Annotated in this window: 17 protein-coding genes; 7 read left to right on the top strand and 10 right to left on the bottom strand. The window is 63.6% G+C overall.

What is annotated here, in order from left to right; all coding sequences use genetic code 11:
* The first annotated feature begins 29 nt into the window (after positions 1-29).
* Together ACN50D_RS10955 and ACN50D_RS10950 are read left to right on the top strand one after the other, a co-directional pair.
* Positions 30-1,415: a PLP-dependent aminotransferase family protein gene (locus tag ACN50D_RS10955; RefSeq protein ID WP_211921781.1), complete on the top strand. Its 1,386-nt coding sequence runs from the start codon at positions 30-32 to the stop codon at positions 1,413-1,415.
* A 59-nt stretch (positions 1,416-1,474) separates the two neighbouring features.
* Positions 1,475-3,592 carry an NAD(P)/FAD-dependent oxidoreductase gene (locus ACN50D_RS10950; RefSeq protein ID WP_211921779.1) on the top strand — a complete coding sequence of 706 codons (2,118 nt, stop codon included), beginning with the start codon at positions 1,475-1,477 and terminating at the stop codon, positions 3,590-3,592.
* Between the two features lie 7 nt (positions 3,593-3,599).
* On the opposite strand, the gene ACN50D_RS10945 is transcribed toward ACN50D_RS10950, so the two are convergent.
* From ACN50D_RS10945 to ACN50D_RS10920, 6 genes are all read right to left on the bottom strand, one after another.
* Positions 3,600-4,658 (bottom strand): isopenicillin N synthase family dioxygenase, encoded by a 1,059-nt coding sequence (locus ACN50D_RS10945; RefSeq protein ID WP_223304565.1) that lies wholly within the window; start codon positions 4,656-4,658, stop codon positions 3,600-3,602.
* Positions 4,659-4,801: 143 nt separating this feature from the next.
* Positions 4,802-5,905 carry an inositol-3-phosphate synthase gene (locus ACN50D_RS10940; RefSeq protein ID WP_003945979.1) on the bottom strand — a complete coding sequence of 368 codons (1,104 nt, stop codon included), beginning with the start codon at positions 5,903-5,905 and terminating at the stop codon, positions 4,802-4,804.
* Complete coding sequence (locus ACN50D_RS10935; protein WP_003946014.1) at positions 5,898-6,461, bottom strand: PadR family transcriptional regulator; 564 nt, start codon at positions 6,459-6,461, stop codon at positions 5,898-5,900. Before ACN50D_RS10935 ends, ACN50D_RS10940 begins: the two co-directional genes overlap by 8 nt.
* Positions 6,462-6,577: 116 nt before the next feature.
* Complete coding sequence (locus ACN50D_RS10930; protein ID WP_054827438.1) at positions 6,578-7,348, bottom strand: DUF1707 SHOCT-like domain-containing protein; 771 nt, start codon at positions 7,346-7,348, stop codon at positions 6,578-6,580.
* A 9-nt stretch (positions 7,349-7,357) separates the two neighbouring features.
* Positions 7,358-8,179, bottom strand: coding sequence for a DUF1707 SHOCT-like domain-containing protein (locus tag ACN50D_RS10925; protein WP_050656990.1), 822 nt, complete (start codon positions 8,177-8,179; stop codon positions 7,358-7,360).
* Positions 8,180-8,188: 9 nt separating this feature from the next.
* Complete coding sequence (locus tag ACN50D_RS10920; RefSeq protein ID WP_211921777.1) at positions 8,189-9,028, bottom strand: DUF1707 SHOCT-like domain-containing protein; 840 nt, start codon at positions 9,026-9,028, stop codon at positions 8,189-8,191.
* Positions 9,029-9,156: 128 nt separating this feature from the next.
* Here ACN50D_RS10920 and ACN50D_RS10915 point away from each other — a divergent pair, with 128 nt between their 5' ends.
* The 3 genes from ACN50D_RS10915 to ACN50D_RS10905 all read left to right on the top strand — a co-directional run bounded on the left by ACN50D_RS10915 (position 9,157) and on the right by ACN50D_RS10905 (position 13,930).
* Complete coding sequence (locus ACN50D_RS10915; protein WP_042448217.1) at positions 9,157-9,576, top strand: DUF5318 family protein; 420 nt, start codon at positions 9,157-9,159, stop codon at positions 9,574-9,576.
* A 586-nt stretch (positions 9,577-10,162) separates the two neighbouring features.
* Positions 10,163-12,313 (top strand): transglycosylase domain-containing protein, encoded by a 2,151-nt coding sequence (locus tag ACN50D_RS10910; protein WP_064689047.1) that lies wholly within the window; start codon positions 10,163-10,165, stop codon positions 12,311-12,313.
* Between the two features lie 39 nt (positions 12,314-12,352).
* A complete protein-coding gene (locus ACN50D_RS10905) occupies positions 12,353-13,930 on the top strand; it encodes a glycosyltransferase family 87 protein (RefSeq protein ID WP_211921775.1) in 1,578 nt (525 codons plus the stop codon).
* A 2-nt stretch (positions 13,931-13,932) separates the two neighbouring features.
* On the opposite strand, the gene ACN50D_RS10900 is transcribed toward ACN50D_RS10905, so the two are convergent.
* On the bottom strand, positions 13,933-14,232 hold the full coding sequence (locus tag ACN50D_RS10900; RefSeq protein ID WP_003941253.1) for a helix-turn-helix transcriptional regulator: 300 nt from the start codon (positions 14,230-14,232) through the stop codon (positions 13,933-13,935).
* Between the two features lie 186 nt (positions 14,233-14,418).
* Between ACN50D_RS10900 and ACN50D_RS10895 the strand changes: the two genes are divergently transcribed.
* The gene (locus ACN50D_RS10895; protein WP_211921773.1) at positions 14,419-18,261 is read left to right on the top strand and encodes a helix-turn-helix domain-containing protein; all 3,843 of its coding nucleotides are present in this window, start codon (positions 14,419-14,421) and stop codon (positions 18,259-18,261) included.
* 6 nt (positions 18,262-18,267) lie between these two features.
* Here the strand turns inward: ACN50D_RS10895 and ACN50D_RS10890 are convergent, their stop codons facing one another.
* The 3 genes from ACN50D_RS10890 to ACN50D_RS10880 are packed head-to-tail and all read right to left on the bottom strand — an operon-like array spanning position 18,268 to position 21,032.
* On the bottom strand, positions 18,268-19,047 hold the full coding sequence (locus tag ACN50D_RS10890; protein WP_165638503.1) for a DUF4190 domain-containing protein: 780 nt from the start codon (positions 19,045-19,047) through the stop codon (positions 18,268-18,270).
* Positions 19,048-19,092: 45 nt separating this feature from the next.
* On the bottom strand, positions 19,093-19,677 hold the full coding sequence (locus ACN50D_RS10885) for a GNAT family N-acetyltransferase (RefSeq protein ID WP_030537128.1): 585 nt from the start codon (positions 19,675-19,677) through the stop codon (positions 19,093-19,095).
* Entirely contained in the window at positions 19,677-21,032 is a 1,356-nt protein-coding gene (locus ACN50D_RS10880; protein ID WP_007735530.1) for a glycosyltransferase family 87 protein, read from the bottom strand. The genes ACN50D_RS10885 and ACN50D_RS10880 overlap by 1 nt, the downstream gene beginning before the upstream one ends.
* Before the next feature lie 210 nt (positions 21,033-21,242).
* Between ACN50D_RS10880 and rpsF the strand changes: the two genes are divergently transcribed.
* Complete coding sequence (gene rpsF / locus ACN50D_RS10875; RefSeq protein ID WP_003941237.1) at positions 21,243-21,530, top strand: 30S ribosomal protein S6; 288 nt, start codon at positions 21,243-21,245, stop codon at positions 21,528-21,530.
* Positions 21,531-21,575 lie beyond the last annotated feature (45 nt).

The following is a 21,575-nucleotide window of genomic DNA, read 5'->3' as shown; positions in this document are numbered from 1 at the left end:
TCGATTTGCCACTTCCGGGAGGGTTCTGAATGTTTCTGCCTTCGGCGGTAGCCGTCGTCCTCGACCGGACAGATCGGCGGGCGCTCCCGATCCAGATTGCCGACCACCTCAGAGCTGATATCCGCAGTGGTAAGGCGGCAGTGGGTCTGAGGTTACCCAGTTCCCGGAAGCTGGCGGCGGAGCTCGAGGTGGCGCGGGGCGTCGTGGAACGGGCGTATGAGCAGTTGATCGCCGAGGGTTGGCTTGTCGCTGTGCACGGCTCAGGCACCTTCGTTGCCGAGGCGCCCTCCCCCATGGTCACTCCCACGACTACACCGAAGAATGCCGCCGACAAGATGTCGCCCAGGGTGCAGCTCCGGCCGGGCGTGCCGTGGACGCCGCCGCGTGCATCGGCAGCGTGGCGGCGGGCGTGGCGTGACGTCGGGTCCAAACCGCCACCTTTCGAGGATCCCGATCCTGCGGGTGACTACGAATTGCGTTCGGCACTATCGGAATTGCTGGCAAGAGCCCGCGGAATGTCGGTTGAACCCGAGAGAATCCTGATCACCTCAGGTGCCACGCATGGTCTCGGCCTCGCCCTGTCGGCTCTGCGTACCCGTGGTGCTGTTCTGGCGATGGAAGATCCCGGATACCGGTATGCGTCCTCGGCCGCTACAGCCTGTGGATGGTCGCTGCTCGACGTGCCCGTCGACGCTCATGGTCTCTGTGTCGACCAACTCGAAACTGCGTCGGAGAGCGTCCGTGGCGTGTATGTGACACCGTCCCATCAGTATCCGACGGGTGGGCTGCTTCCGGTAGGTCGGCGCAACCAGTTGATCGAGTTCGCCCGCGTCCGCGACGTCGTCCTGTTCGAGGACGACTACGACTCCGAATTCCGTTACGACGTAGCGCCTTTGCCTGCGCTTGCCCAGTTGGCTCCTGATCGGGTGGTGTATCTCGGAACAGTTGCAAAGACGCTCGGCGCCGGAATTCGATTGGGCTGGTTGGTAGCTCCCCTCGACCTGGTCGACCGCATAGCAGTACACCGCAAGCGAATCGGCGACTTCCCGTCGGTTCCGCTGCAGCAAGCACTCCTGTCCCTGCTCCGTGACGGCGAATGGGATCGAGCGGTGCGTACCGCCCGGCGCAGGTACCGGGAGCGTGATCGGGCGGTCGAGGAAGCGCTGTCATCGTTCGGTGAACTGCGGGGTCTCGGCGCCGGCATGCACACGACGCTCATGCTCGACGCGGATCTGGCAGCGACCGTCGCTCGCGAGGCGCTCCTGCACGGCGTCGAAGTGCCCACCCTGGTCGAGTCCACCCGAACGCACGGAGACCCCGGCGGATTGGTCATCGGCTACGGACGGGTGGAATCCGCGGACCTCGAATATGCGCTCGAGGTGATAGCCGAGTGCCTCGCACGTCACAGCGCTTGAAGTCTCGTTGATCGGGAGTGCGGCAACGGATGGGCGTGGTCCGGTTCTAGCGTCTGCTCGTGACGATCCGAAGCCAGACCTTTCCGCACCTGCTCGCACCAGGCACCATCGGCCCGATGACCGTGCCCAATCGCGTGGTTCTCCCTGCGATGGACATGAACCTGTGTGAAGACGGGGAAATCGAAAAGGGCGACATCGACCACTTCGTGGCGCGTGCAGCTGGTGGAACGGGTCTGATCATCACCGGTTGCTGCGCTGTTGCGTATCCGCTGGGCTGCACCAGCCGCAAGGAACCGGGGCTTTCGGAAGACCGGTTCATCCCCGGTCTCAAGGCGTTGGCCGACGCAGTCCACGACGCGGGCAGCAAGCTCTGTGTGCAGATGACACACCACGGCAAGGTGGCGCGCATCGATACCCTCGACGGCCGACCCCAGTTGGTCCCGTCCACACCGAAGCCGCCGGGTGACATGAGTGCGATGGCCGATTGCACGCCAGAAGAACTGGGCAAGATGGCTGCCATCAACGAGGGCAAGAGGGCTACGTACCACGAGGCAACCAAGGAAGATCTTGATTGGCTGGTCCGCATGTTCGCCGAGGCTGCCGGACGGGTGAAGGCGGCGGGCGGCGACGCCGTCGAGATTCACTGTGCCCACAACTACGTCCTCGGAGCGTTCCTGAGTCGGTACACGAATCAGCGCAGCGACGAGTACGGAGGTTCCATGGAGAACCGTGCTCGCCTCGCTTGTGAGGTCATTCGGGCGGTCAAGGAGGAGGTCGGTGGTGCGCTTGCCGTCATCGTGCGTCTGGCCGGTCAAGAGTACGGCGAAACCGACGGGCTGACGGTCGACGAGGCTGCTGCGGCCGCGAAGATGTTCGAAGAGGCCGGAGCTGACGCCATTCATGTCACCGGTACCGCGCTGAATGCTTTTGCCAACTTCACCGACGGCCCCCTGCCCGACAAGGTCGGCTACTACACCGACAATGCAACGCGAATCAAGCAGGCGATATCGATCCCCGTGATCACCGTCGGACGTATGCTCCCCGAGGTCGGCGAGAAGATGATCGCGGAAGGTCGCACGGACTTCGCCGCAATGGGCCGCCAGCTCCTGGCCGATCCACAGTTGGTGAACAAACTCAAAGACGGTGTACCCGAGCGGGTTCGGCCTTGCATCAATTGCTACGTCTGCGTGCAGGAGAACTTCTGGGACGAGACCCCGCTGTGCGCGGTGAACCCTGCCCTGGGCAACGAAGCGCTTCTCCCCTTTGTTCGGACCAGCACTCCGAAACACATTGTTGTGGTCGGAGCGGGCCCCGGTGGTCTCGAAACGGCTCGCGTGGCCGCTGAACGTGGGCACCGAGTCACGGTGTTGGACAAATCCGATCGTCTCGGCGGCACCCTGTGGTTCTCGAGCCTCACTACCCCGGACAACGGGCGTCTGCTCAGCTGGTTGAAAGTGGAAATCGAGCGTCTCGGTGTCGATGTTCGACTGAAGACCGAAGCCTCGGTTGCCTCGATCCGGGCACTGAACCCCGACGCCGTAGTCGTGGCCACCGGTGCGGTTCGTGAGCGGCCTAGTGTTCCGGGCGGTGATCTCCCGCACGTGCACACCGGTGATTCGTTGCGCGCGTTGATGACCGGAGCGGGAGACGTCTCACAGGTACCGCCGTTCCTGCGGACGATGGCCAAGTTGGGCAAGCTGTCCGGTATTACCAAGAGCCCCGCGGCGATCCGAGCTGTGACCCGCAAGTTCCTGCCCATGGGTAAGGACGTTGTCGTGATCGGTGGTTCGCTTGTCGGACTCGAGCTTGCAGAGTTCCTGGCCGAGCGAGGTCGCAATGTGACGCTGATCGAAGAAGGCCAGCAGTTGGGTATTCCGATGGCGATGCCGCGCCGCTGGACGGCGGTGCGCCACGCCAAGTATGTCGGTGTGGACATTCACCGCAATTCAACGGTGCAGCGAATCACCAAGGAGCACGTCGAATTCCGTTCCGGTGACAAGACACGGACCGCTCCAGCCGACATGGTTGTCGTCGCGTCGGGAGTGTCGGCGCAGGCGCCACTGGCCGATTCTCTGATCGGTGTCGTGTCCGACGTACATGTGGTCGGTGACGCGGTGAACGTCGACTACATCGAGGGCGCGATGCACACGGCGTGGAAAGTCGCGATGGATCTGTAGTTCAGCATCAGGTAGCGCTTTGTGCCGCAACGATGTCCGGCCACCAGCGGGCCGCGACATCGGGGTGCGCACGTAGTCGACTCTTGAGGGCATTCGCCCCGTAGGAATCGTGTATCGGGTTGTTCGCGTCCACGGTGACGCCGGTGGCGCGCGCCGCCAGCTCGGGCGGTAGGTCGAACTCCGGGATCTGCGCTGCGTAGTTCGGGTTGAAGAAGAACGGCACCGAGATACGTTCGCCGTCGCCCTCGGGTGAAACTACCCGGTGCACAGTCGCTTTCAAGTATCCGCCGGTAGCGACCTCGAGCAGTTCGCCGATGTTGACCACCAGCGCCCCGTCGATCGGCGGCGCGTCGATCCAGTCGCCGTCGTGCTCGACCTGCAGACCGCCTTTGCCCGGTTCGACATAGAGCAGAGTCAGCACACCCGCGTCCTTGTGTCCGCCGACGCCCTGGGAGCCGGCACCTTTCGGGCGGCCCGGGTAACGCACCACCTTGATGAGGATCGACGGATCGTGAGCGAACGCGTCGTCGAAGATGTTTGCGTCCTGCCCCAGGGCTACCGCCCATTCGCGTAAGAGGCTCAATGCGATCGAGGTGAGCGTGTCGTTCCACTCGGTGATGACGTCGCGAAGTTCGGGAAGGGCGTCGGGCCACTGGTTGGGGCCCTGCAGGATCTCCCAGGCCGGTGAGGTGTCGGTGCGCTCGGCCGCGGGCTGTTCGGCCCCGATGTCGATCTGCTCGCGCCAGTCCTGCTTGCCTTCGGTCAGTTCGCCGCCGAGCCGGGTGTACCCACGGAAGTGCGGGCTGCGGACGTTCTCGATCGCGAGCTTCTCGGCAGTCGGTAGCGCGAAGAACTCGCGGGCGACGTCGAGGAGGCGTCGCTGCAGTTCGTCGGGAATTCCGTGGCCGACCAGGTAGAAGAATCCGACCTCGTGGGTGGCCTCGCGGAGCTGAGTGCGGAACTGCTCGGCGGTGTCGGGGTTCTGCGCAAGCGACAGATCGAGCACTGGCAGCGACGTAATCGACATGGGGTCCTCGATCCGTGTGATGGTTCTGATGTCCATCATTCCACGCTGAGCGGCACCCGGACCCGCACGGCAATTCGGCAGCCGCAGGCGTGATTACCCGCGCGGATGCGGAAACACCCTGCGGATAACAGAATCGGGGCCTTGCGCCGTTGGCGCAAGACCCCGAATCAGTGTGAGTCGAATTAAGCTTCGTCGGCGCCGATGATGAACGCTTCGAGCTCGATGCGAGCCTTGTCGTCGGCCATCTGGACCGGCGGGGACTTCATCAGGTAAGCGGAAGCCGGGTAAACCGGTCCACCGATGCCGCGGTCCTTGGCGATCTTGGCTGCGCGGACGGCGTCGATGATGATGCCGGCAGAGTTGGGCGAATCCCAGACCTCGAGCTTGTACTCCAGGTTCAGGGGAGCGTCACCGAAGGCGCGGCCTTCGAGGCGGACGTATGCCCACTTGCGGTCGTCGAGCCACTCCACGTAGTCCGAGGGACCGATGTGGACGTTGCGGTCGTGAACCTTGCCGGCAAGTGCGCCGGTCAGGTTGGACGTCACGGCCTGGGTCTTGGAAACCTTCTTGGACTCCAGGCGATCACGCTCGAGCATGTTCTTGAAGTCCATGTTTCCACCGACGTTGAGCTGGTAGGTGCGGTCCAGCACGACGCCGCGGTCTTCGAACAGCTTCGCCATCACGCGGTGGGTGATGGTGGCGCCGACCTGGCTCTTGATGTCGTCACCGACGATCGGGACGCCGGCGTCCTTGAACTTGGCAGCCCACTCCGGGTCGGAAGCGATGAAGACGGGCAGAGCGTTGACGAATGCCACGCCTGCGTCGATCGCGCACTGTGCGTAGAACTTGTCAGCGTCGTCGGAACCGACGGGCAGGTAGGAGACGAGGACGTCGACCTGAGCGTCCTTGAGTGCCTTGACGACGTCGACGGGCTCGGCGTCGGACAGCTCGATGGTCTCGGCGTAGTACTTGCCGATGCCGTCGAGGGTCGGGCCACGCTGAACGGGAACGTCCAGGGGCGGGACGTCGGCGATCTTGATGGTGTTGTTCTCGCTCGCGAGGATCGCCTCGGAGAGGTCGAAGCCGACCTTCTTGGCGTCGACGTCGAACGCAGCGACGAACTGCACGTCGCGGACGTGGTACTTACCGAACTTGACGTGCATGAGGCCGGGGACCGTCTGGGTCTCGTCGGCATCCTTGTAGTAGTGGACGCCCTGAACCAGGGACGAGGCGCAGTTACCCACGCCCACAATGGCTACGCGCACCGCGGTGCTGTTCTCACCCATGGTCGGGTTCTCCTTCTTTCCGGGATGTTCCTGTTGTCGATTGCTCGGCTGCGATCAATTCGTTGAGCCAACGCACTTCGCGTTCACTCGATTCGAGTCCGAGCTGATGGAGCTGACGGGTATAGCGGTCCAGCGATCCGCTGGCCCGACCGACGGCCTCGCGGAGCCCCTCACGGCGCTCCTCGACCTGACGTCGCCTGCCTTCGAGGATCCGCATCCGCGCTTCTGCGGGGGTGCGGCTGAAGAAGGCGAGGTGAACGCCGAAACCGTCGTCGGTGTAGTTCTGCGGCCCGGTGTCGGCGACCAGTTCGGTGAACCGTTGCCGACCTTCCGGAGTGAGCTGGTAGACGCGACGCGCCCGACGCTTGAGCGTGCCGGTGGCAGTGTCGACGTCTTCCGAGATCAATCCGTCGGCTTGCATGCGCCGCAGTGCCGGGTACAGCGATCCGTACGAGAACGCGCGGAATGCGCCGAGCAGACCAGTGAGCCGCTTACGCAGCTCGTATCCGTGCATCGGTGACTCGAGGAGCAGCCCGAGGATTGCGAGTTCGAGCAACTGACAAACCTCCCGAGTCGTTGAACCTAACCGCTTGATGCGATAACCAACTATATCGCGCCGATATATAAAACCACACTGCGGACCGATACGTGTACCAGGGTGTCACGGCTAGATCAGGGGGTGAACGGGTAGATCGACATGATTTCGCCATCGAGGGCAGCGGTCAGGTACCCGCTCTCGTCGAGGTCGTTGCCGACGTGAATCTGGATGGTCGGAACATTTTCGGTGCTATCGACAGAGACGTACCGAGTGGTCGGATTTTGCACCGACGTCGTTGTTCCGGCGCCGTCGAGCAGGGCGATCACGATGCGAGGATCGAGCTGTCTGACGTCGATCTGTGTCACGTCGGGTTCGCGTGATCCTCCTGAAGTCGTGTCCTCGAGGTCGCCTCGGTAGTAGCTGTCCAGGCTCTTGCGCGGCGCGGCAGGATCGGCGCGCGTTACGCGTGCATAAGTGGGATAGATGGTCATCTCGTCGACCAGTCCGCTGCCGTACTCCGTTTCGATGGCATGGAACATCGCCCCCAGGCCGTCGACGGTGTGTAACTGTGGCTCGGGGCTCGAGAAGATCGTGACGTCGGACGCGGCGTATTTGATTCCGAAACCGACAGCCGAGACCAGTGACAGCGCGATGATCACAACGGCGATCCAACGCGTGTCGAGCGAAGGTTCTTTCCGAAGAATGGGTAGGGACGCCTCGGTCTGCAGATCGGACGTCAAATCTTCGAGATCGCCGAGAGTGACTGCCACCGCGGCGAGTTCGGTCAATTCGTCGTGCTCGGTCGCCGTGAGTTGTCCGTCGGCGAAGGCGGAGTCCAGCACTGCGCAGGTAGCCTCGCGATCGGCATTGCGAGCGCGGGTGGTCCTGGTCAGATCGTTCGGCATGTCCGGGGCCTATCGAGGAGTGAAGGGAGACAAGCGGATCGGGCGGCCATCCGGGGTCAAATCCATTGAGCCGCTCGCGCCGAGGTTGTTGCTGGCGTAGATGGAGACGCGTGGATCGTCGCTCGACGAACTCATGCTGATGTGTGTGATCTCGGCGTCGGGGACGTTGAGATTTGCGGACACTCCTGCCAGATATCCGGCGAGTTTGTCGATGTCGACGGCAGCGAGGTCGAAGGTGACGGTGCTGGCTGCTCGAGTCGACGTGCTGTCGCGTGGTGTGAAACCGCCTCGAAAGTCGATGTCTTCCTCCAGGTTCGGCGAGACAGCGGCGGCGCGAGTGACGCTTGCATAGCCGTCGTAGAAGTTGGCGGAATCGATTATCGTCGTGCCGTACTTGGCGCTGTATCTGGTGATGAATTCCCCGATCCCGCTTGCGGTGACCGTGTTCAACGTCGAACTCACAATGGGGGCAAGCGGTTCGACGTTTTCGGCTGCCGCCGGTGGAGGCGGTGGGGGTGAAGGGTCGGCGGACAAGGTGAGGTACCCGATCAGGCCGGCGAAGATAGTCGATGCGGCTGCGAGGTACCAGATCTTGTCGATACGGCGAACTTTGGCGACGGCGTTGCGCAGCGTTGCTTTCTGCAGATCGCGGACCAGCAGATCGAGCTGTCCGAGCGTGGTCGCGGTCATGGCCGCAGCCGTCCGGTTCGCGTGCTCGTCGACCGTGATCTGGCCGTCGGACAGAGCCGTATCGAGAACGGCGCAGGTATCGGAACGGTCGACGTCGCGCGCACGGGTGCGCGTAGAGGTAGTAGTCGGGGACCCACTCACCGGCTCACCCTAGCTCCCGTACGGGTAGGAACGAGAGATCTCGCCCCACGGCGTGACCTCGATGCGTCCTTGGTGGCCGAGTCCGTTCTCTGCATAGATCGCGATCTCCGGGACGCCGTAGTTCGCGTTGAGGATCACGGCGGTGATCGTCGCGTCCGGCACTTTGATGAATTCGCCGATGTTTTCCATGAACGGCGTGAGTTTGTCGATCTGGATGGAGCCGAGGTCGAACGTCGGCTGATCGCTTCTGCGAGGGGTGTTGTTCGGCTCGATCTGGAATCCACCCCAGAAGCTGATGCGCTGGGTCTGAGCCGGTGCACCGGGTGCTGCGCGTTGGACCGAGGAATGCTTCTCGTGGAAGCTCGCGCCGTCGACGAACATGTCGCCGAACTCTTCTCGATACCTCTCGATAAATGCGCCGATACCCTCGGGAGTCAATGTGTCGATGTGTGCGATCAGGATCGGTTCGACGGTCGGCTCCGTCACCAGGGTTGTGGTCGGCAACGGTGGCGCGAGGGAAGTAGTGCTGGCATAACTGGCGGTGATGTCTTCCGAAGGCGTCAATGGTGAGCGACTCCAGGCCACCGCGGCGACGGCGCCGACGACGATCAGAGCAGCGCCGCCGATGTACACGGCCTTGCGCGTCACCGACGTCCGAGGCGCCGTTGTGGTATCGATCTTCGGCACCTGCAGATCGTTGACCAGGCGCGCGAGCTCGAGCAGGGTTTTCGCGGACCTCGCCTTTTCGGTCCGTTCGAAGTAGTCCTCCGCGCTCAACTGCCCTTCGGCGTACGCGGCGTCCAACACATTGCACGTTTCGACGCGATCAAGATCACGAGCACGCGTCATCGGAGAACGAGAAGACTTCACAGGAAGTGATCGTAATGGCTGGTCGCCATGCCCCCAGCCCCCGAAATGTGTTCATCGTGACCCTCCCGAACCGTCCGTCGCGGCACGGACGCACGTACGCTGGTCAGGTGCGGATACAGCGGCAAGTTGTGGACTACGCGCTCGCGCGTCGGTCTGTGCTGGCCGAAGTGTCTGCGGGTCGGACCGACGTCAAGCAGGTGTGTGACGCCGATCCGTACCTACTCAGAGCCGCGAAGTTCCACGGCCGGGGCAGCGACGTCGTCTGCCCCATTTGCCGCAAGGAACAGTTGACGCTCGTGTCCTGGGTGTTCGGCGACAAGCTCGGTCAGGTTTCGGGATCGGCCCGAACCTCGGACGAGCTCGCTCGGCTTGCGGAAACAGCAGAGGAGTTCACGGTGCACGTTGTAGAGGTGTGCCGTACCTGCAGTTGGAACCACTTGGTGCAGTCCTATGTGCTCGGCGCAGTACCTGCGCCGCCGCGACCGCGGCGAGCACGCCCACCAAGCCGGCGCACCGCCAGCGAGTAACGCCACACCCGAAGAAGGGCCCGATCGAAGTCTGCACGTGATCGGTCCGTGACCACTGGAGATTTGATTCGTGAGTTCCCCCAGCAACAACAACCCGGGCGGCAACAACCCGGGTGGCCGTCCCGTCGGTCCCAACCGTCCCGCCGGACCTCCTCAGGGTCGTCCGCCGCAGGGACGTCCCATGGGCCCACCACCGCAGGGACGCCCTCCGATGGGTCCGCCCCCTCAGGGTCCGCCCCCTCAGGGTCGTCCGATGGGACCCCCGCCCCAGGGTCGTCCGCCGCAAGCCCGACCTTCGGGCCCGCCTCCTCAGGGCCGCCCCGCCGGTCCCCCTCCTCAGGGTCGTCCGCCGCAAGGCCGACCTGCCGGCCCGCCGCCTCGAGATCGCGCCGTAGGCGCTCAAGGAGATCGCGCCTCCGGCGCTCAGGCAAACGAACCGACCCAGCGCGTCGCGGCAGCAGCAGCGACCACCCGTAGCAACGCGGGCACCCGCCCGCCGGTCGGACCTCCACCGACGAAGCCGCCGACAGGTGGCTCCGGTGGCGGTGGCAACGACGGACAACCCCCGAAGGGAAGAAAGAGCACCGTGAAGAAGAAGTCCAAGTGGCGCACAGTTCGCCGCTCGGCCTACGTCTTGGTGGCGCTCGGTCTTGTTCTGCCCGTCCTTGCCTTCATGGCCGCGTACATCGTGCAGGACGTCCCCAAGCCCGGTGACCAAAAGACCAATCAGGTGGCGACGGTCTTCGCCGCCGACGGAAGCACCGTGATCGCTACCGTCGTCCCGCCGGACGAAGGTAACCGCGTCGAGGTCTCGCTCGATCAGGTACCGATGCACGTTCGTAACGCCGTTCTGGCCGCAGAGGACCGCGATTTCTACTCGAACCCGGGCTTCTCGATCTCCGGTTTCGCACGCGCAGCCCGTGACAACGTCCTCGGTCGCGACAGTGCCGGTGGTGGATCGACCATCACTCAGCAGTACGTGAAGACCGCGCTCGTCGGCTCGGAGCGTTCGCTGACGCGAAAGATGAAGGAACTCGTTCTCTCCTCGAAGATGGCCAACGAGTGGTCCAAGGACGACATTCTTGCCGCATACCTGAACACCATCTACTTCGGTCGTGGTGCGTACGGTATCGAAGCCGCGTCCAAGGCTTACTTCGGTAAGCCCGTCGACCAGCTGTCCATCGAAGAAGGCGCCGTCCTGGCGTCGTCGATCCAGCTTCCGTCGCTCCTCGATCCCGAGACCAACCCGACCGGCGCGAAGTCCCGTTGGGATTACGTGCTCGACGGCATGGTGTCCGCCGGCACGCTGGATCAGGCCGCGCGCACGCCGATGCAGTACCCCGCCTACATCCCGCTCGCCCAGGTCGACAACAGCAGCCAGGGCTCGACCGGCCCCGAGGGCCTGATCAAGCGTCAGGTGCTCAAGGAGATCGGCGACGCTGGAATCAGCGAGCAGTTGCTCAACACCGAGGGCTTGCAGATCACCACGACCATCGACCCGCAGGCTCAGGCCGCAGCGGTCGAGGCAGCCCGTTCCAATATGGAGGGCGAGCCGGAGAACCTGCGTACCGCAGTTGTCTCGGTCGATCCGAAGACCGGAGCCGTCAAGGCGTACTACGGCGGTGAGGACGGCGCGGGATACGACTTCGCGAATGCCGGACTTCAGACCGGTTCCTCGTTCAAGGTGTTCGGCCTCGCAGCCGCCCTGGATCAGGGAATCCCGCTCTCGCAGATGTACGACAGCTCACCGCTGACCGTCAACGGCATCTCCATCGGCAACGTCGAAGGTGAAAGCTGCGGCACCTGCACCATCGCAGAGGCGCTCAAGCGTTCGCTGAACACCAGCTTCTACCGTCAGATGCTCAGCCTCGACGGCAACGGCCCGCAGGAAATCGCGGACATCGCTCACAAGGCAGGCATCCCGAAGGACATCCCGGGCGTCGGCCCGTCGCTCACCGAGGCCGACGGTTCCGGCCCCAACAACGGCATCGTGCTCGGCCAGTACCAGGCCCGCGTGCTCGACATGGCGTCGTCGTACGCGACACTCGCCGCGTCCGGTACGTATCACGCACCGCACTTCGTGCAGAAGGTCGTCGCGGCCGACGGCACCGTGCTGCTGGACCGCGGCGCGCCCGCCGGTGAAGACCGCATCGACGCTGCCGTGGCGGACAACGTGACGGCTGCGATGCAGCCGATCGCGGCGTACTCGCGCGGTCACAACCTGGCCGGCGGACGTCTGTCGGCGTCGAAGACAGGTACTGCGCAGCTCGGTGACACCGGAGCCAACAAGGACGCGTGGATGGTCGGCTACACGCCGTCGCTTTCGACCGCGGTCTGGGTCGGAACTCCCGACGGTGAAGCGATCACCAATTCCGGTGGCGCGATGATCTACGGCTCGGGTCTGCCTTCGGACATCTGGAAGGACACGATGGACGGCGCCCTCGAGGGCACCGACAACGAGAAGTTCCCGACGCCGGGCAAGATCAACGGTCAAGCCGGTGGTGTTCCGGAGTACACGGCCCCCGCACCGCCCAAGACGTCGGCGCCGCCGACCACCGCACCGACGACGACGGAAACCACTCCGCCGCCCGTGGTGACAACGACGCAGGTCGAGGTTCTGCCGGGCATCACGATCCCGATTCCGGGCATCTCCCGGCCGACGACAACCACGCCACAGGTACCAGGGGCAGGGGAGACCACCGAGGAAGAACCGGCAGGTGTGAGCCCCGGCCAGTAGTTGGAGGGTGGTCGGTTCGAAAGACGGTAACCTCGCGGAGTGGCCGCGAATGCTGATGATGCCGAACCGACCTCCCCCGCTCCGCTGGCCGAAGATCTTCGTTCGGCGGATTGGCGGGACGTTCCCAGTCGCAACGACGCGATGGTGTCTGCGCTGTCGGGAACCGTCGGCGGTCCGGTAGGTCGTCACGCACTGATCGGGCGCACTCGCTTCTTCACACCGATGAGAGTGATCCTTCTGCTCGCCGTGGTGTTCTTGGCTTTCGGCTGGTTCGCGAAGGCTGGCTGTATTCAGCAGGCGCCGGTCGGCGAGAGCGGGCAGGTCGGCCTCGACTGGAGTGGCAGCCGTCAGTACGTGGCGATGTGTTACTCCGACACCGTTCCGCTGTACGGAGCCGAGCGCCTCGATCAGGGAGCATTCCCGTACAAGACGTCGTGGGAAGAAGTACGCGGCGACGGTTCGATCCAGATGCGGTACATGGAGTATCCGGTCATCTCGGGGCTCTATCAGTACGGCGCAATGAAAGTCGCGAAGGCGTGGGATTCGATCACCTGGCTGCCGGGCGCGATTCAGGTGGCGCTCTATTTCAACGTCGTGGCGTTCGGGTTGGCGTTGGCGTGGCTGGTCACCGTGTGGGCGAGCACCCTGCTGGCCGGACGACGAGTGTGGGACGGCGCTCTCATCGCGTGCTCCCCTTTGGTGATCGTGCACGTGTTCACGAACTTCGATCCTCTGGCGACGGCGTTCGCGGCGGGTGGGTTGTTGGCGTGGGCACGCAAGCGGCCCGTGCTCGCGGGAATCCTGCTCGGCCTGGGCGGCGCCGCAAAGCTCTACCCGCTGCTCCTACTGGGACCGCTCTTGGTCTTGTGTCTGCGCGCGGGCAAGACGAGGGACTGGCTGGTGACCGCTCTCAGCGCGGTCGCGGCATGGCTTGCGATGAACCTGCCCATTGCCGCGCTGTACCCCCATGGTTGGTACGAATTCTTCCGGCTCAACTCCGAACGCGGGGCCGATCCGGATTCGCTCTACAACGTGATCGCGTCGTTCACGTCGTGGAAGGGCCTCGACGGTCCTCTCGCACAGGGTGAGTCGCCGTCGAATCTCAACGCCGTCTCTCTGCTTTTGTTCGTGGCCGTCTGCATCGGTGTCGGATACGTCGCCCTGACGGCGCAGCGTCGTCCGCGAGTTGCGCAGCTGTGCTTCCTGTTGGTGGCGGGCTTCCTGCTCACGAACAAGGTGTGGAGCCCGCAGTATTCTCTGTGGCTGGTGCCGCTGGCCGTGTTGGCCTTGCCGCACCGCAGACTCCTGCTCGCGTGGATGACCATCGACGCCCTGGTCTGGGTTCCACGAATGATGTATTACCTCGGTGTGTCCAACAAGGGGCTGCCCGAGCAGTGGTTCACCGGAACCGTCGTGATCCGGGACATCGCGGTACTCGTTCTATGCGCGCTGGTGCTCCGGCAGATCTACCGGCCGTCGGAGGATCTCGTGCGGTACGGGTTCATCGACGATCCGGCGGGCGGTGTTCTCGATCAAGCACCGGACAAACAACCTGCCTGGCTACCCGGTTGGCTGAAGCCGTCCAAGGCGAAGGAACCGGAACCCGTCACGGTCTGAGGTCACCACTCGTCGAGGGTGGTGTACCCGTCCTGGACCGCGCGGGCAAACAATGCTGCCTTCGTGGGAGCCGGCCGCCCGACGTCGCTGTACTTCGTGCGGATCCGAGTGATGTGTGTGTTGACGGTGCAGACGCGTAGGCCGAGTGTCTCGGCGACCTCGGACTTGGAATCCGAACGTAGCCAGGCAAGAAGTACTTCGATCTCGCGGACGCTCAGCTTCGGCTTGTGCTTGCCGTGCTTGGGGTTGCCGACTCGGGACACGTTTGCCTCGATCTTCGGAGAAATGCCGATTGAAGACATGCGAGTAGCGCCTTTCGACGGAGGGGATGGGCGTCGACTGCCGTATTTGCAGAAGGGCTGCTGGCTCAGGGTGCGACTGAGACGAGTATTTCGATCGAGGTGTCTCAGTGGAACGGGTGCAACTCTCTCGATACAGAGTCCATACAACGGACAAATCCCCTACCTGCTCCGATAGAGTGCGTCGCTATGAACTCGAAGGCAGAAGCCGCTACGCACAATCAGGTCGATCCCGCCCGGATCGAGTCGCGTGGGCAGTTTGCTGAGACGCTCACTGCACTGCGGAACGCAGCCGGACTGACGGTCCGCGAAGCCGTCGAGCGTTCGGGTGGTTTGCACGGAACCGTCAGCGGATGGTTTGCCGGCCAACACCTGCCGACGCCGGCGAGTACCCCGATGTTTTTCGCGCTCCTCGAGGCCTGCGGCGTCGATTCCGAGGATGAGCGGCAGCGCTGGATCAGTGCGGTGCAACGAGTGAGACAGCTGACGGCCAGACGACGCGGCGACGCCACCGTTCCGTATCGAGGTCTCGAGTCGTTCCGGCAAGAGGACGCCGAGTGGTTCTTCGGTCGAGACGAACTCACTGCCAACTTGGTTGAGCGGGTGGCGTCGGCGATACGAGGTGATGGTCGCCGTCAGTTCATGGTGATCGGTGCTTCAGGATCGGGTAAGTCGTCGTTGCTGCGGGCCGGGCTCGCCCCCAAGATCGCCGGGGACGATCCACGGTTCGACGGTTGGCGGGTGGAAACCCTGCAGCCGGGTACGGGAGGAATTCCGTCGTCGATTTCCGACGAACCAACGGTCTTGATCCTCGACCAGTTCGAGGAACTGTGGACGCAGTGCGATGGTGATCGGCGCGAGGAAATACTGCAGACACTCGCGGAACTCGGTGAGAACACCATCGCCGTCATCGGAATGCGCGCCGACTTCTACGGGCTCGCGGCGGAGGAACCGCTTTTGGTGCCGCTGCTCGACGATTCGCCGATGGTGGTCGGGCCGCTGACCGACGAACAATTGCGCGAGGTGATCGTCGAGCCGGCGGTCAAGGCCGGGATGACCGTGCAGAGCGAATTGGTTCAGGTTCTGGTCTCCGAGCTGACACCACGCGGCTCGCGTACGGCGAGCGACCCCGGAGCTTTGCCCTTGCTGTCACACGCACTGTTGGGGACCTGGCAACGGTCGACGCGTAAAACTCTGACCGTCTCCGATTACTACGCCACCGACGGGATTGCCGGAGCCGTCCAGCAAAGCGCGGAGGAAGTGTACGGCGAGCTCACAGAGCGGCAGCAGCAGTTGGCGCGCAGGATCTTCCTCCGGTTGGTCAACGTCGACGAAGTGACGCAGACGCGTCGGCGGGCACCGCGCACCGAACTCTTCCTCGGTGACGACGTCGACGACGTGAATACCGTCATCGACCGGTTCGCCTTACGCCGCCTTCTCACCGTCGACGAGGAGACCGTCGAGGTTTCGCACGAGGTCTTGCTGTCCGCGTGGAGTCGGCTTCGCGATTGGATCGACTCGGACCGCGCCGGTCTGGCGGTGCATCGCCGGTTCACCTACGCGGCGCAGGTGTGGGAAGACAGTGGACGCGACCCCGGCGCGCTGCTCGGACCCGCACGTCTTCATCTGACGGAAGAATGGCTGCGTTCGGGCGAACTCGGGCTCCCACTGGAACCGAGTCGGACCCGCGCCGCCGACCTCAATGCCACCGAGCGGGAGTACCTCGCCGCGAGCATCGAGCATCGTGATCAGCAGGAATTTGCCGATCGCCGACGTACACGCGTGCTACGACGGCTCGTGACTGCGCTGGCAGCCGCGTCGGTGATCGCTCTGGTGTTGGCGGTGGTTGCCACCGTCGCCGGTATCGGCGCCAATCGTCAACGTGTCCAAGCAGATACTGCGCGCGACGAGGCGATGTCGCGTCAGGTGGCCACCGAGTCGATCAGGATGCGTGAGCGGGATCCGTCGCTGGCGTCGCAGCTTGCTCTGGCGGCATTTGCGGTCAACGAAACGACCGAAGCCCGCTCGGCATTGCTGGATGCGTCGGGCGTTCATTCGGCTACTCGCATCATCGGACCGCCCGGCGCGATGAAGGCCCGGATCAACCCAGCTGGAACTGTTGTGGCGGTGGGTGGTTCGGACGGGAAGGTCAGGCTTTATCCGATGGTGGACGGTGTTGCCTCAGCCGTTCCGCAGGCGGAGTTCCTCGGAGTCTCGGAGGGCACGGCCCTCTTTGCCGTCGCCTACAGCCCGGACGGACGGCTCCTTGCGACCGGTGGTGCCGGCGGCGCTGCACTCTGGGATGTGTCGGACCCGAAGAATCCGGTCCGTGGAACACTTCCCGTCGACGGTGAACGCGTAGTGCAGGACATGGAGTTCAGCCCAGACGGAACCAAGCTGGTCGCCGGTACCTCGACGCCCGACGTCCTGCGATGGAACATCGACACCTCCACGAATGCCGTTGCTTTGCCTGCTCTTCCGCATCCAGCTGACGGCATTGTCACCGCTACGTTCAGCCCCGACGGACGTTTCCTCGTGGCGGGCGGGCGTCAAGCGACTCTGCGCGTGTGGGACGTCGCGAAGTGGGGTGAGGAATCGGCGCCGATCTTCGCGACCGAGCCCAACGGCACCACCGTCCACTACCTCGGCGTTGCCTTCAGCCCGGACGGACGTGAGCTCGCGGCGGGAACCACTGGCAGGGAGGTGGTTCGGTGGGACATGAGCGATCCGGCGCGCCCCACTCCCCTGCAGGCACTGACGGGATTTTCCAGCTACGTCAACGAACTCAACTACGGTAAAGATGGAACACGCCTTGCTGCAGGGAGTTCCGACAACTCCGTGCGCGTGTGGGACCCCCGAACCGGGGCATTGATCGAGACACTTCCGGACAGTGGGGCGGTGACCACAGTCGACTACAGCGATGACGGCCGCAATCTGGTCACCGGGGGACTCAACGGTGTGACTCGCGTGTGGGCTCTTCCGGGTCCGGTCTGGGCGGGAGCTCGGGACACGATCTTCACCAGTCCCTTTGCCGCGGACGGCTCGCGTCTGGTGGCCGGCGTCGGTGCCAGGGGTGGCGCGATGTTGGCGTGGAACACCGAGGATCTCGATCGCCCCGCGGTGATGCCGGAGTTGAAACCGCAAGGGGACGACTCTTTCAGCGGTGCGTCGGCGGTGTCGGCAGACGGGAACCTGGCTGTGAGCGGCACCGGCGGCGGCGGTGCATATCTTTGGGACCTGAGTGATCCGGCGTCGCCACGTATCTACGGCGAGCCTGCGGTATATGTGAAGGGCATCGTGGCGGTTGTCGCGCTGAATCCCGCCGGAGATCTGCTGGCGGTGTCCTCGCAGGACGACAACAGTATTGCGTTGGTCGACGTTTCCGACCCGTCGGCTCCGAAACTGTTGTCGTCGACCGATGTCGGCTCCTACCCGCAGATGATGGCCTTTCAGCCAGGTACCGACATCTTGGCGATCGCGAACGCCAAGAACGAAGTGGATCTGTGGGACGTGTCGAACGCAGCGTCGCCCCGGGTGGCGGCGACGGTGGGTGGATTCGAAAGCTACGCATTAGCAGTGTCTTTCAGCGCCGACGGAACGCTGTTGGCCGCTGGAAGTGCGGATCACGGTGTCGCCGTGTGGGACGTACGCACACCGTCGGCACCCGAGGAACTCGCTCGTCTCGTCGGCCCCGAGGGCGCAATCTATTCGATCTCGTTCAACCGCGCCGGTGATCGGCTCGCTGCCGGTGTCGGCGACGGAACCGTCTGGCTCTGGGACATCGAGACTCCCTCGCGGTCAACACGATTTGCGACGCTGTCCGCCTACCCGGGTCGCGTCAACGACGCTCAGTTCGCGGGCGAGAGTGACATGATCGCGGGCAGTGGGTCGGACAAGACCGTTCGCTTGTGGGGAATCGACCCCGACGGCGTCGTTGATCGATTGTGCCGCACCGCAGGATCTCCCATCACGGAAGCCGAATGGGAGCGGTACCTGCCCGGTGTTCCCTATCAGGATCCGTGCGCCGGCTGACGTGGGTCAGTTCATCCAGAACTCGAGCGCCGGTTCCCGACCAAGCTCGCCTCCGCTGCCGGCGATCACCAGTCCGGCGGAGGTGAGCTTGTACGTCACGTCCTTGTTGGTGACGGTGAATCCGTTGCCGGTGGGCGTCGGATCGTCGAGTTCGATGGTGGCGCCGTCGCTCAGCCGTTGACCCTTGTAGTAGTAACGCCCGACTCCGGTTTCGCAGATGACGATTCGTGATCCGGTCGTGACGGCGATGGCGACGGCGGGATTGGTGGAGTTGCAACTGGGGCCGCCGGAGATGAAGCCCTGACGGTTGGTGCCCGAGACGGTCGGCGCTGGTCCGATCGAGGTTGTGACGCGTGGGGGCGTCGTCGTTTTCGGCGCTGTGGTGGGTGCACTCGGCGCCCGAGTCGTGGTCGTGGAGTACGAGTACGGCGTCGTATAGGTGAGACTCCGCGAACTCGCTTCATTGGCGGCGTTGCCGAAAGCGGCGGCGAGCAGCCCGAAGAACGCGATCCACACGATCACGGCCAGGATGCCGAGTGCGGTGAAGATGTAGCCGATGATCAGTCCGGCAAGGGCGAGTCCGTCGCCTTCTTCGCCGGTCCGTTTGATCTGGCCGCGAGCGATGTGCCCGAAGACGATCCCCAACGGCGCGATGAGGAACGCGAAGACGAGGGCGAGTACCGCGAGTGTGTTCGTCGGCCGCCTGCCGTACGGATCGGGCTGCCCGTACGGAGCCGGTTGCCAATTCTGATTGCCCTGGTACCCGTACCCACCCTGATCGCTCATGAGGTGAATCTTGGCATGGACTTCGTCGAAGAGTGCAGGTGATGGCTAGTTTCGGGTACGTGTCTCGAGCTGAGGTGCGATGGTCGGCCAATCGTCGTCGGTCATCGCGAACAGCGCTGTTGTACGCCAACTGCCGTCGACACGGCGTCGGTGCTTGCGCAGCAGGCCCTCGAACTGAGCGCCGAGCTTTGCGATCGCGGCCCTGGATTGATCGTTGAACTCGTCCGTGTGCCACTCGACGCGTACGGCTTCGAGCTGGTCGAAGGCGTGACGAAGCAGGAGCAGCTTCGATTCGGGATTGATCCCGGTTCCCTGAACCGATCGCGACAACCACGTGTATCCGATTGCAAGACTGCGGTTTACCGGGTCGATCTGGTACATGGACGTGGTGCCGACCACGGCGTTCGTCACGATGTTCACCTGCGCAAAGGCGATCCGATTAGGGTCGTCGGTTGCTGCAGCGATGTACTTCTGTGCCTGTTCCCGATCGGTGATGGGCGATGCGGTCCAACGAAAGATCGCCGGGTCGTCGGCAGCAGCGAGCAGAGCGTCGGTGTGCGCGACGCCCAGGGGTTCGAGTCGGACACGATCACCGGTCAGCGTCGGTGATTCGAACCATGATGCAGTCATCAGGCGTGCTCCCGTGAGTGAGTCGGAAGGTTGTTGTCGGAGTTGGCAATCTGATCGGTCCCACCGGCAAGCGGATACCGCAACGGGACTCGCAGGAACAAGAAGAAGAACACGGCGAGCAGGATGACGTGGCCCCACACGCTCGCCTGGACGACGGCCTCGTACTTGCTCGGATCGAGATTCATGTCCAGTTGGTAGAAGTACCGGAAGATGCCGATACCCAACGCTGCGTCGGCGATCAGATAGGCGACGATCCAGAACCACCGGATCTTGAACAGTACGAGGAAAGGCAGGATCCACAGTGTGTACTGCGGTGAATTGACCTTGTGCAGCAACACGAATCCGCACAGCATCGCGGCACTGACTGCAATCCACGGAAAGTAGCCGTCGCGGACGTAGCGGCGCCAACCCAGATACATCGCGAGCGCGAACGACAACAGGATCATCACCGGAGACAGGATGCTCACCAGTGCGTCGTAGTCGGCGTTGAGTTCGCGAACTCCGAAACCGTAGAAGGGGCGCAAACCCCAGAACCACACCGAGTTGGTGGTGATGTCCGCGCTTCGCTTCTCCTGGAAGCTGAACGACGCGCGCCAGCCTTCGTAGGAAATGAGGGCGAACGGCAGGTTGACGAGGACGACGGTGACGATCGCCGCGCCCGCCGTCATCAGCGCTCCACGAACGTCGTAGCGCTTGCCTTCGGTGCCGCGTAGAAGCACGTAGGCCATGAGCGGCAGCACGAACATTCCCGGGTACAGCTTCAAACAGAAACCGATCGCCAGGATGACGGCCGCCAGAACCGCGCGAGTTCGCAGCGGGATCCGCTCGAACGTCATCAGGAAGATCGCGCCGACGCTGGTGGCCACCACCGGGAGCTCCCAGTTGTGGAATGCGTACAGAACCAGGGGCGGAGTCGCCGACCACACGAGCGCGTACGCGCCGCTCATCTTGCCGAGCATCCACGCCGTGAGCAGTCCGAAAGGAGCCAGGATCAGGGCCGAGTGCAGAAGGAAATCGGTGTCGGTGTGTGAGCCGATACCGCCCAGCCACATCAGAATTCCGCTGAGCACCGGGTATTCGACGGTTCCGCCGGTCAGGAATCCTTCGGGCGTTATCCCTCCGGTGACGAAGGGGAACAGATGCTGATCGATACCTCGTCCGAGCCAGAGCAACTGAATGTCGGAGTAGCAGACGTCGATGTTCTTGTTGACGTCGAAGTTCAGGCTTCGTCCGTCGGGCGCGAACGGTGCACCGCCGCATCTGGCCTTGTTGAAATAGCCCAGCGCCATCGTCAGCCCGCACAATCCGACGACCAACGCCAGGATCGACGCCGGGGTCTTGCGGTCTGTTCGCATGATTCTCACCCTAGGGGGCGCAGTGGCTCGCGGGGTGATGCGTCTGCACCACGCGTCGCGCATCGACCCGGTGGTCTTCCCGGAGGGCCGGGACGATTTCCCTGGTCAAGGCCCCTCGTGTAACCTACGAGGGTTGCTGACGCAACGACCCTCCTGCCACGGATAGTCCGTGGCCGTTTTCACTTAGTCCACAGGAGGTGATGAGGTCTTATGCGTCATTACGAATTGATGGTCATCCTTGACCCCAGCCTGGACGAGCGCACTGTCGCTCCTTCACTGGATACGTTCCTCAATGTTGTGCGCCAGCACGGCGGCACGATCGACAAGGTCGATGTCTGGGGTAAGCGTCGTCTCGCCTACGAGATCCTGAAGCATGCTGAAGGTATCTACGCGGTGATCGACATCAACGCCACTCCCGCCACCGTCGCTGAGCTCGATCGTCAGCTCGGTCTGAACGAGTCGGTTCTGCGCACGAAGGTTCTGCGCCACAACAAGTAATTACTGTCGGTAGCGAGCTCTACTCTCGCGCCCAACGGTCTTACA

This window comes from Rhodococcus sp. SB1D (genome assembly GCF_048573875.1).
In the GTDB taxonomy this organism is placed as follows: Bacteria; Actinomycetota; Actinomycetes; order Mycobacteriales; family Mycobacteriaceae; genus Rhodococcus_F; species Rhodococcus_F qingshengii.
Note: the sequence above shows the minus strand (reverse complement) of the source record. Positions and strands in the feature narration are given on the sequence as shown.

Excerpts from the sequence above, each read along its gene's own strand:
- ACN50D_RS10955 (WP_211921781.1), top strand. The coding sequence starts at position 30 with ATGTTTCTGCCTTCGGCGGTAGCCGTCGTCCTCGACCGGACAGATCGG.
- ACN50D_RS10945 (WP_223304565.1), bottom strand. The coding sequence starts at position 4,658 with ATGATGGACATCAGAACCATCACACGGATCGAGGACCCCATGTCGATT.
- ACN50D_RS10940 (WP_003945979.1), bottom strand. The coding sequence starts at position 5,905 with ATGGGTGAGAACAGCACCGCGGTGCGCGTAGCCATTGTGGGCGTGGGT.
- ACN50D_RS10930 (WP_054827438.1), bottom strand. The coding sequence starts at position 7,348 with ATGCCGAACGATCTGACCAGGACCACCCGCGCTCGCAATGCCGATCGC.
- ACN50D_RS10920 (WP_211921777.1), bottom strand. The coding sequence starts at position 9,028 with ATGACGCGTGCTCGTGATCTTGATCGCGTCGAAACGTGCAATGTGTTG.
- ACN50D_RS10900 (WP_003941253.1), bottom strand. The coding sequence starts at position 14,232 with ATGTCTTCAATCGGCATTTCTCCGAAGATCGAGGCAAACGTGTCCCGA.
- ACN50D_RS10895 (WP_211921773.1), top strand. The coding sequence starts at position 14,419 with ATGAACTCGAAGGCAGAAGCCGCTACGCACAATCAGGTCGATCCCGCC.
- ACN50D_RS10890 (WP_165638503.1), bottom strand. The coding sequence starts at position 19,047 with ATGAGCGATCAGGGTGGGTACGGGTACCAGGGCAATCAGAATTGGCAA.
- ACN50D_RS10885 (WP_030537128.1), bottom strand. The coding sequence starts at position 19,677 with ATGACTGCATCATGGTTCGAATCACCGACGCTGACCGGTGATCGTGTC.
- ACN50D_RS10880 (WP_007735530.1), bottom strand. The coding sequence starts at position 21,032 with ATGCGAACAGACCGCAAGACCCCGGCGTCGATCCTGGCGTTGGTCGTC.
- rpsF (WP_003941237.1), top strand. The coding sequence starts at position 21,243 with ATGCGTCATTACGAATTGATGGTCATCCTTGACCCCAGCCTGGACGAG.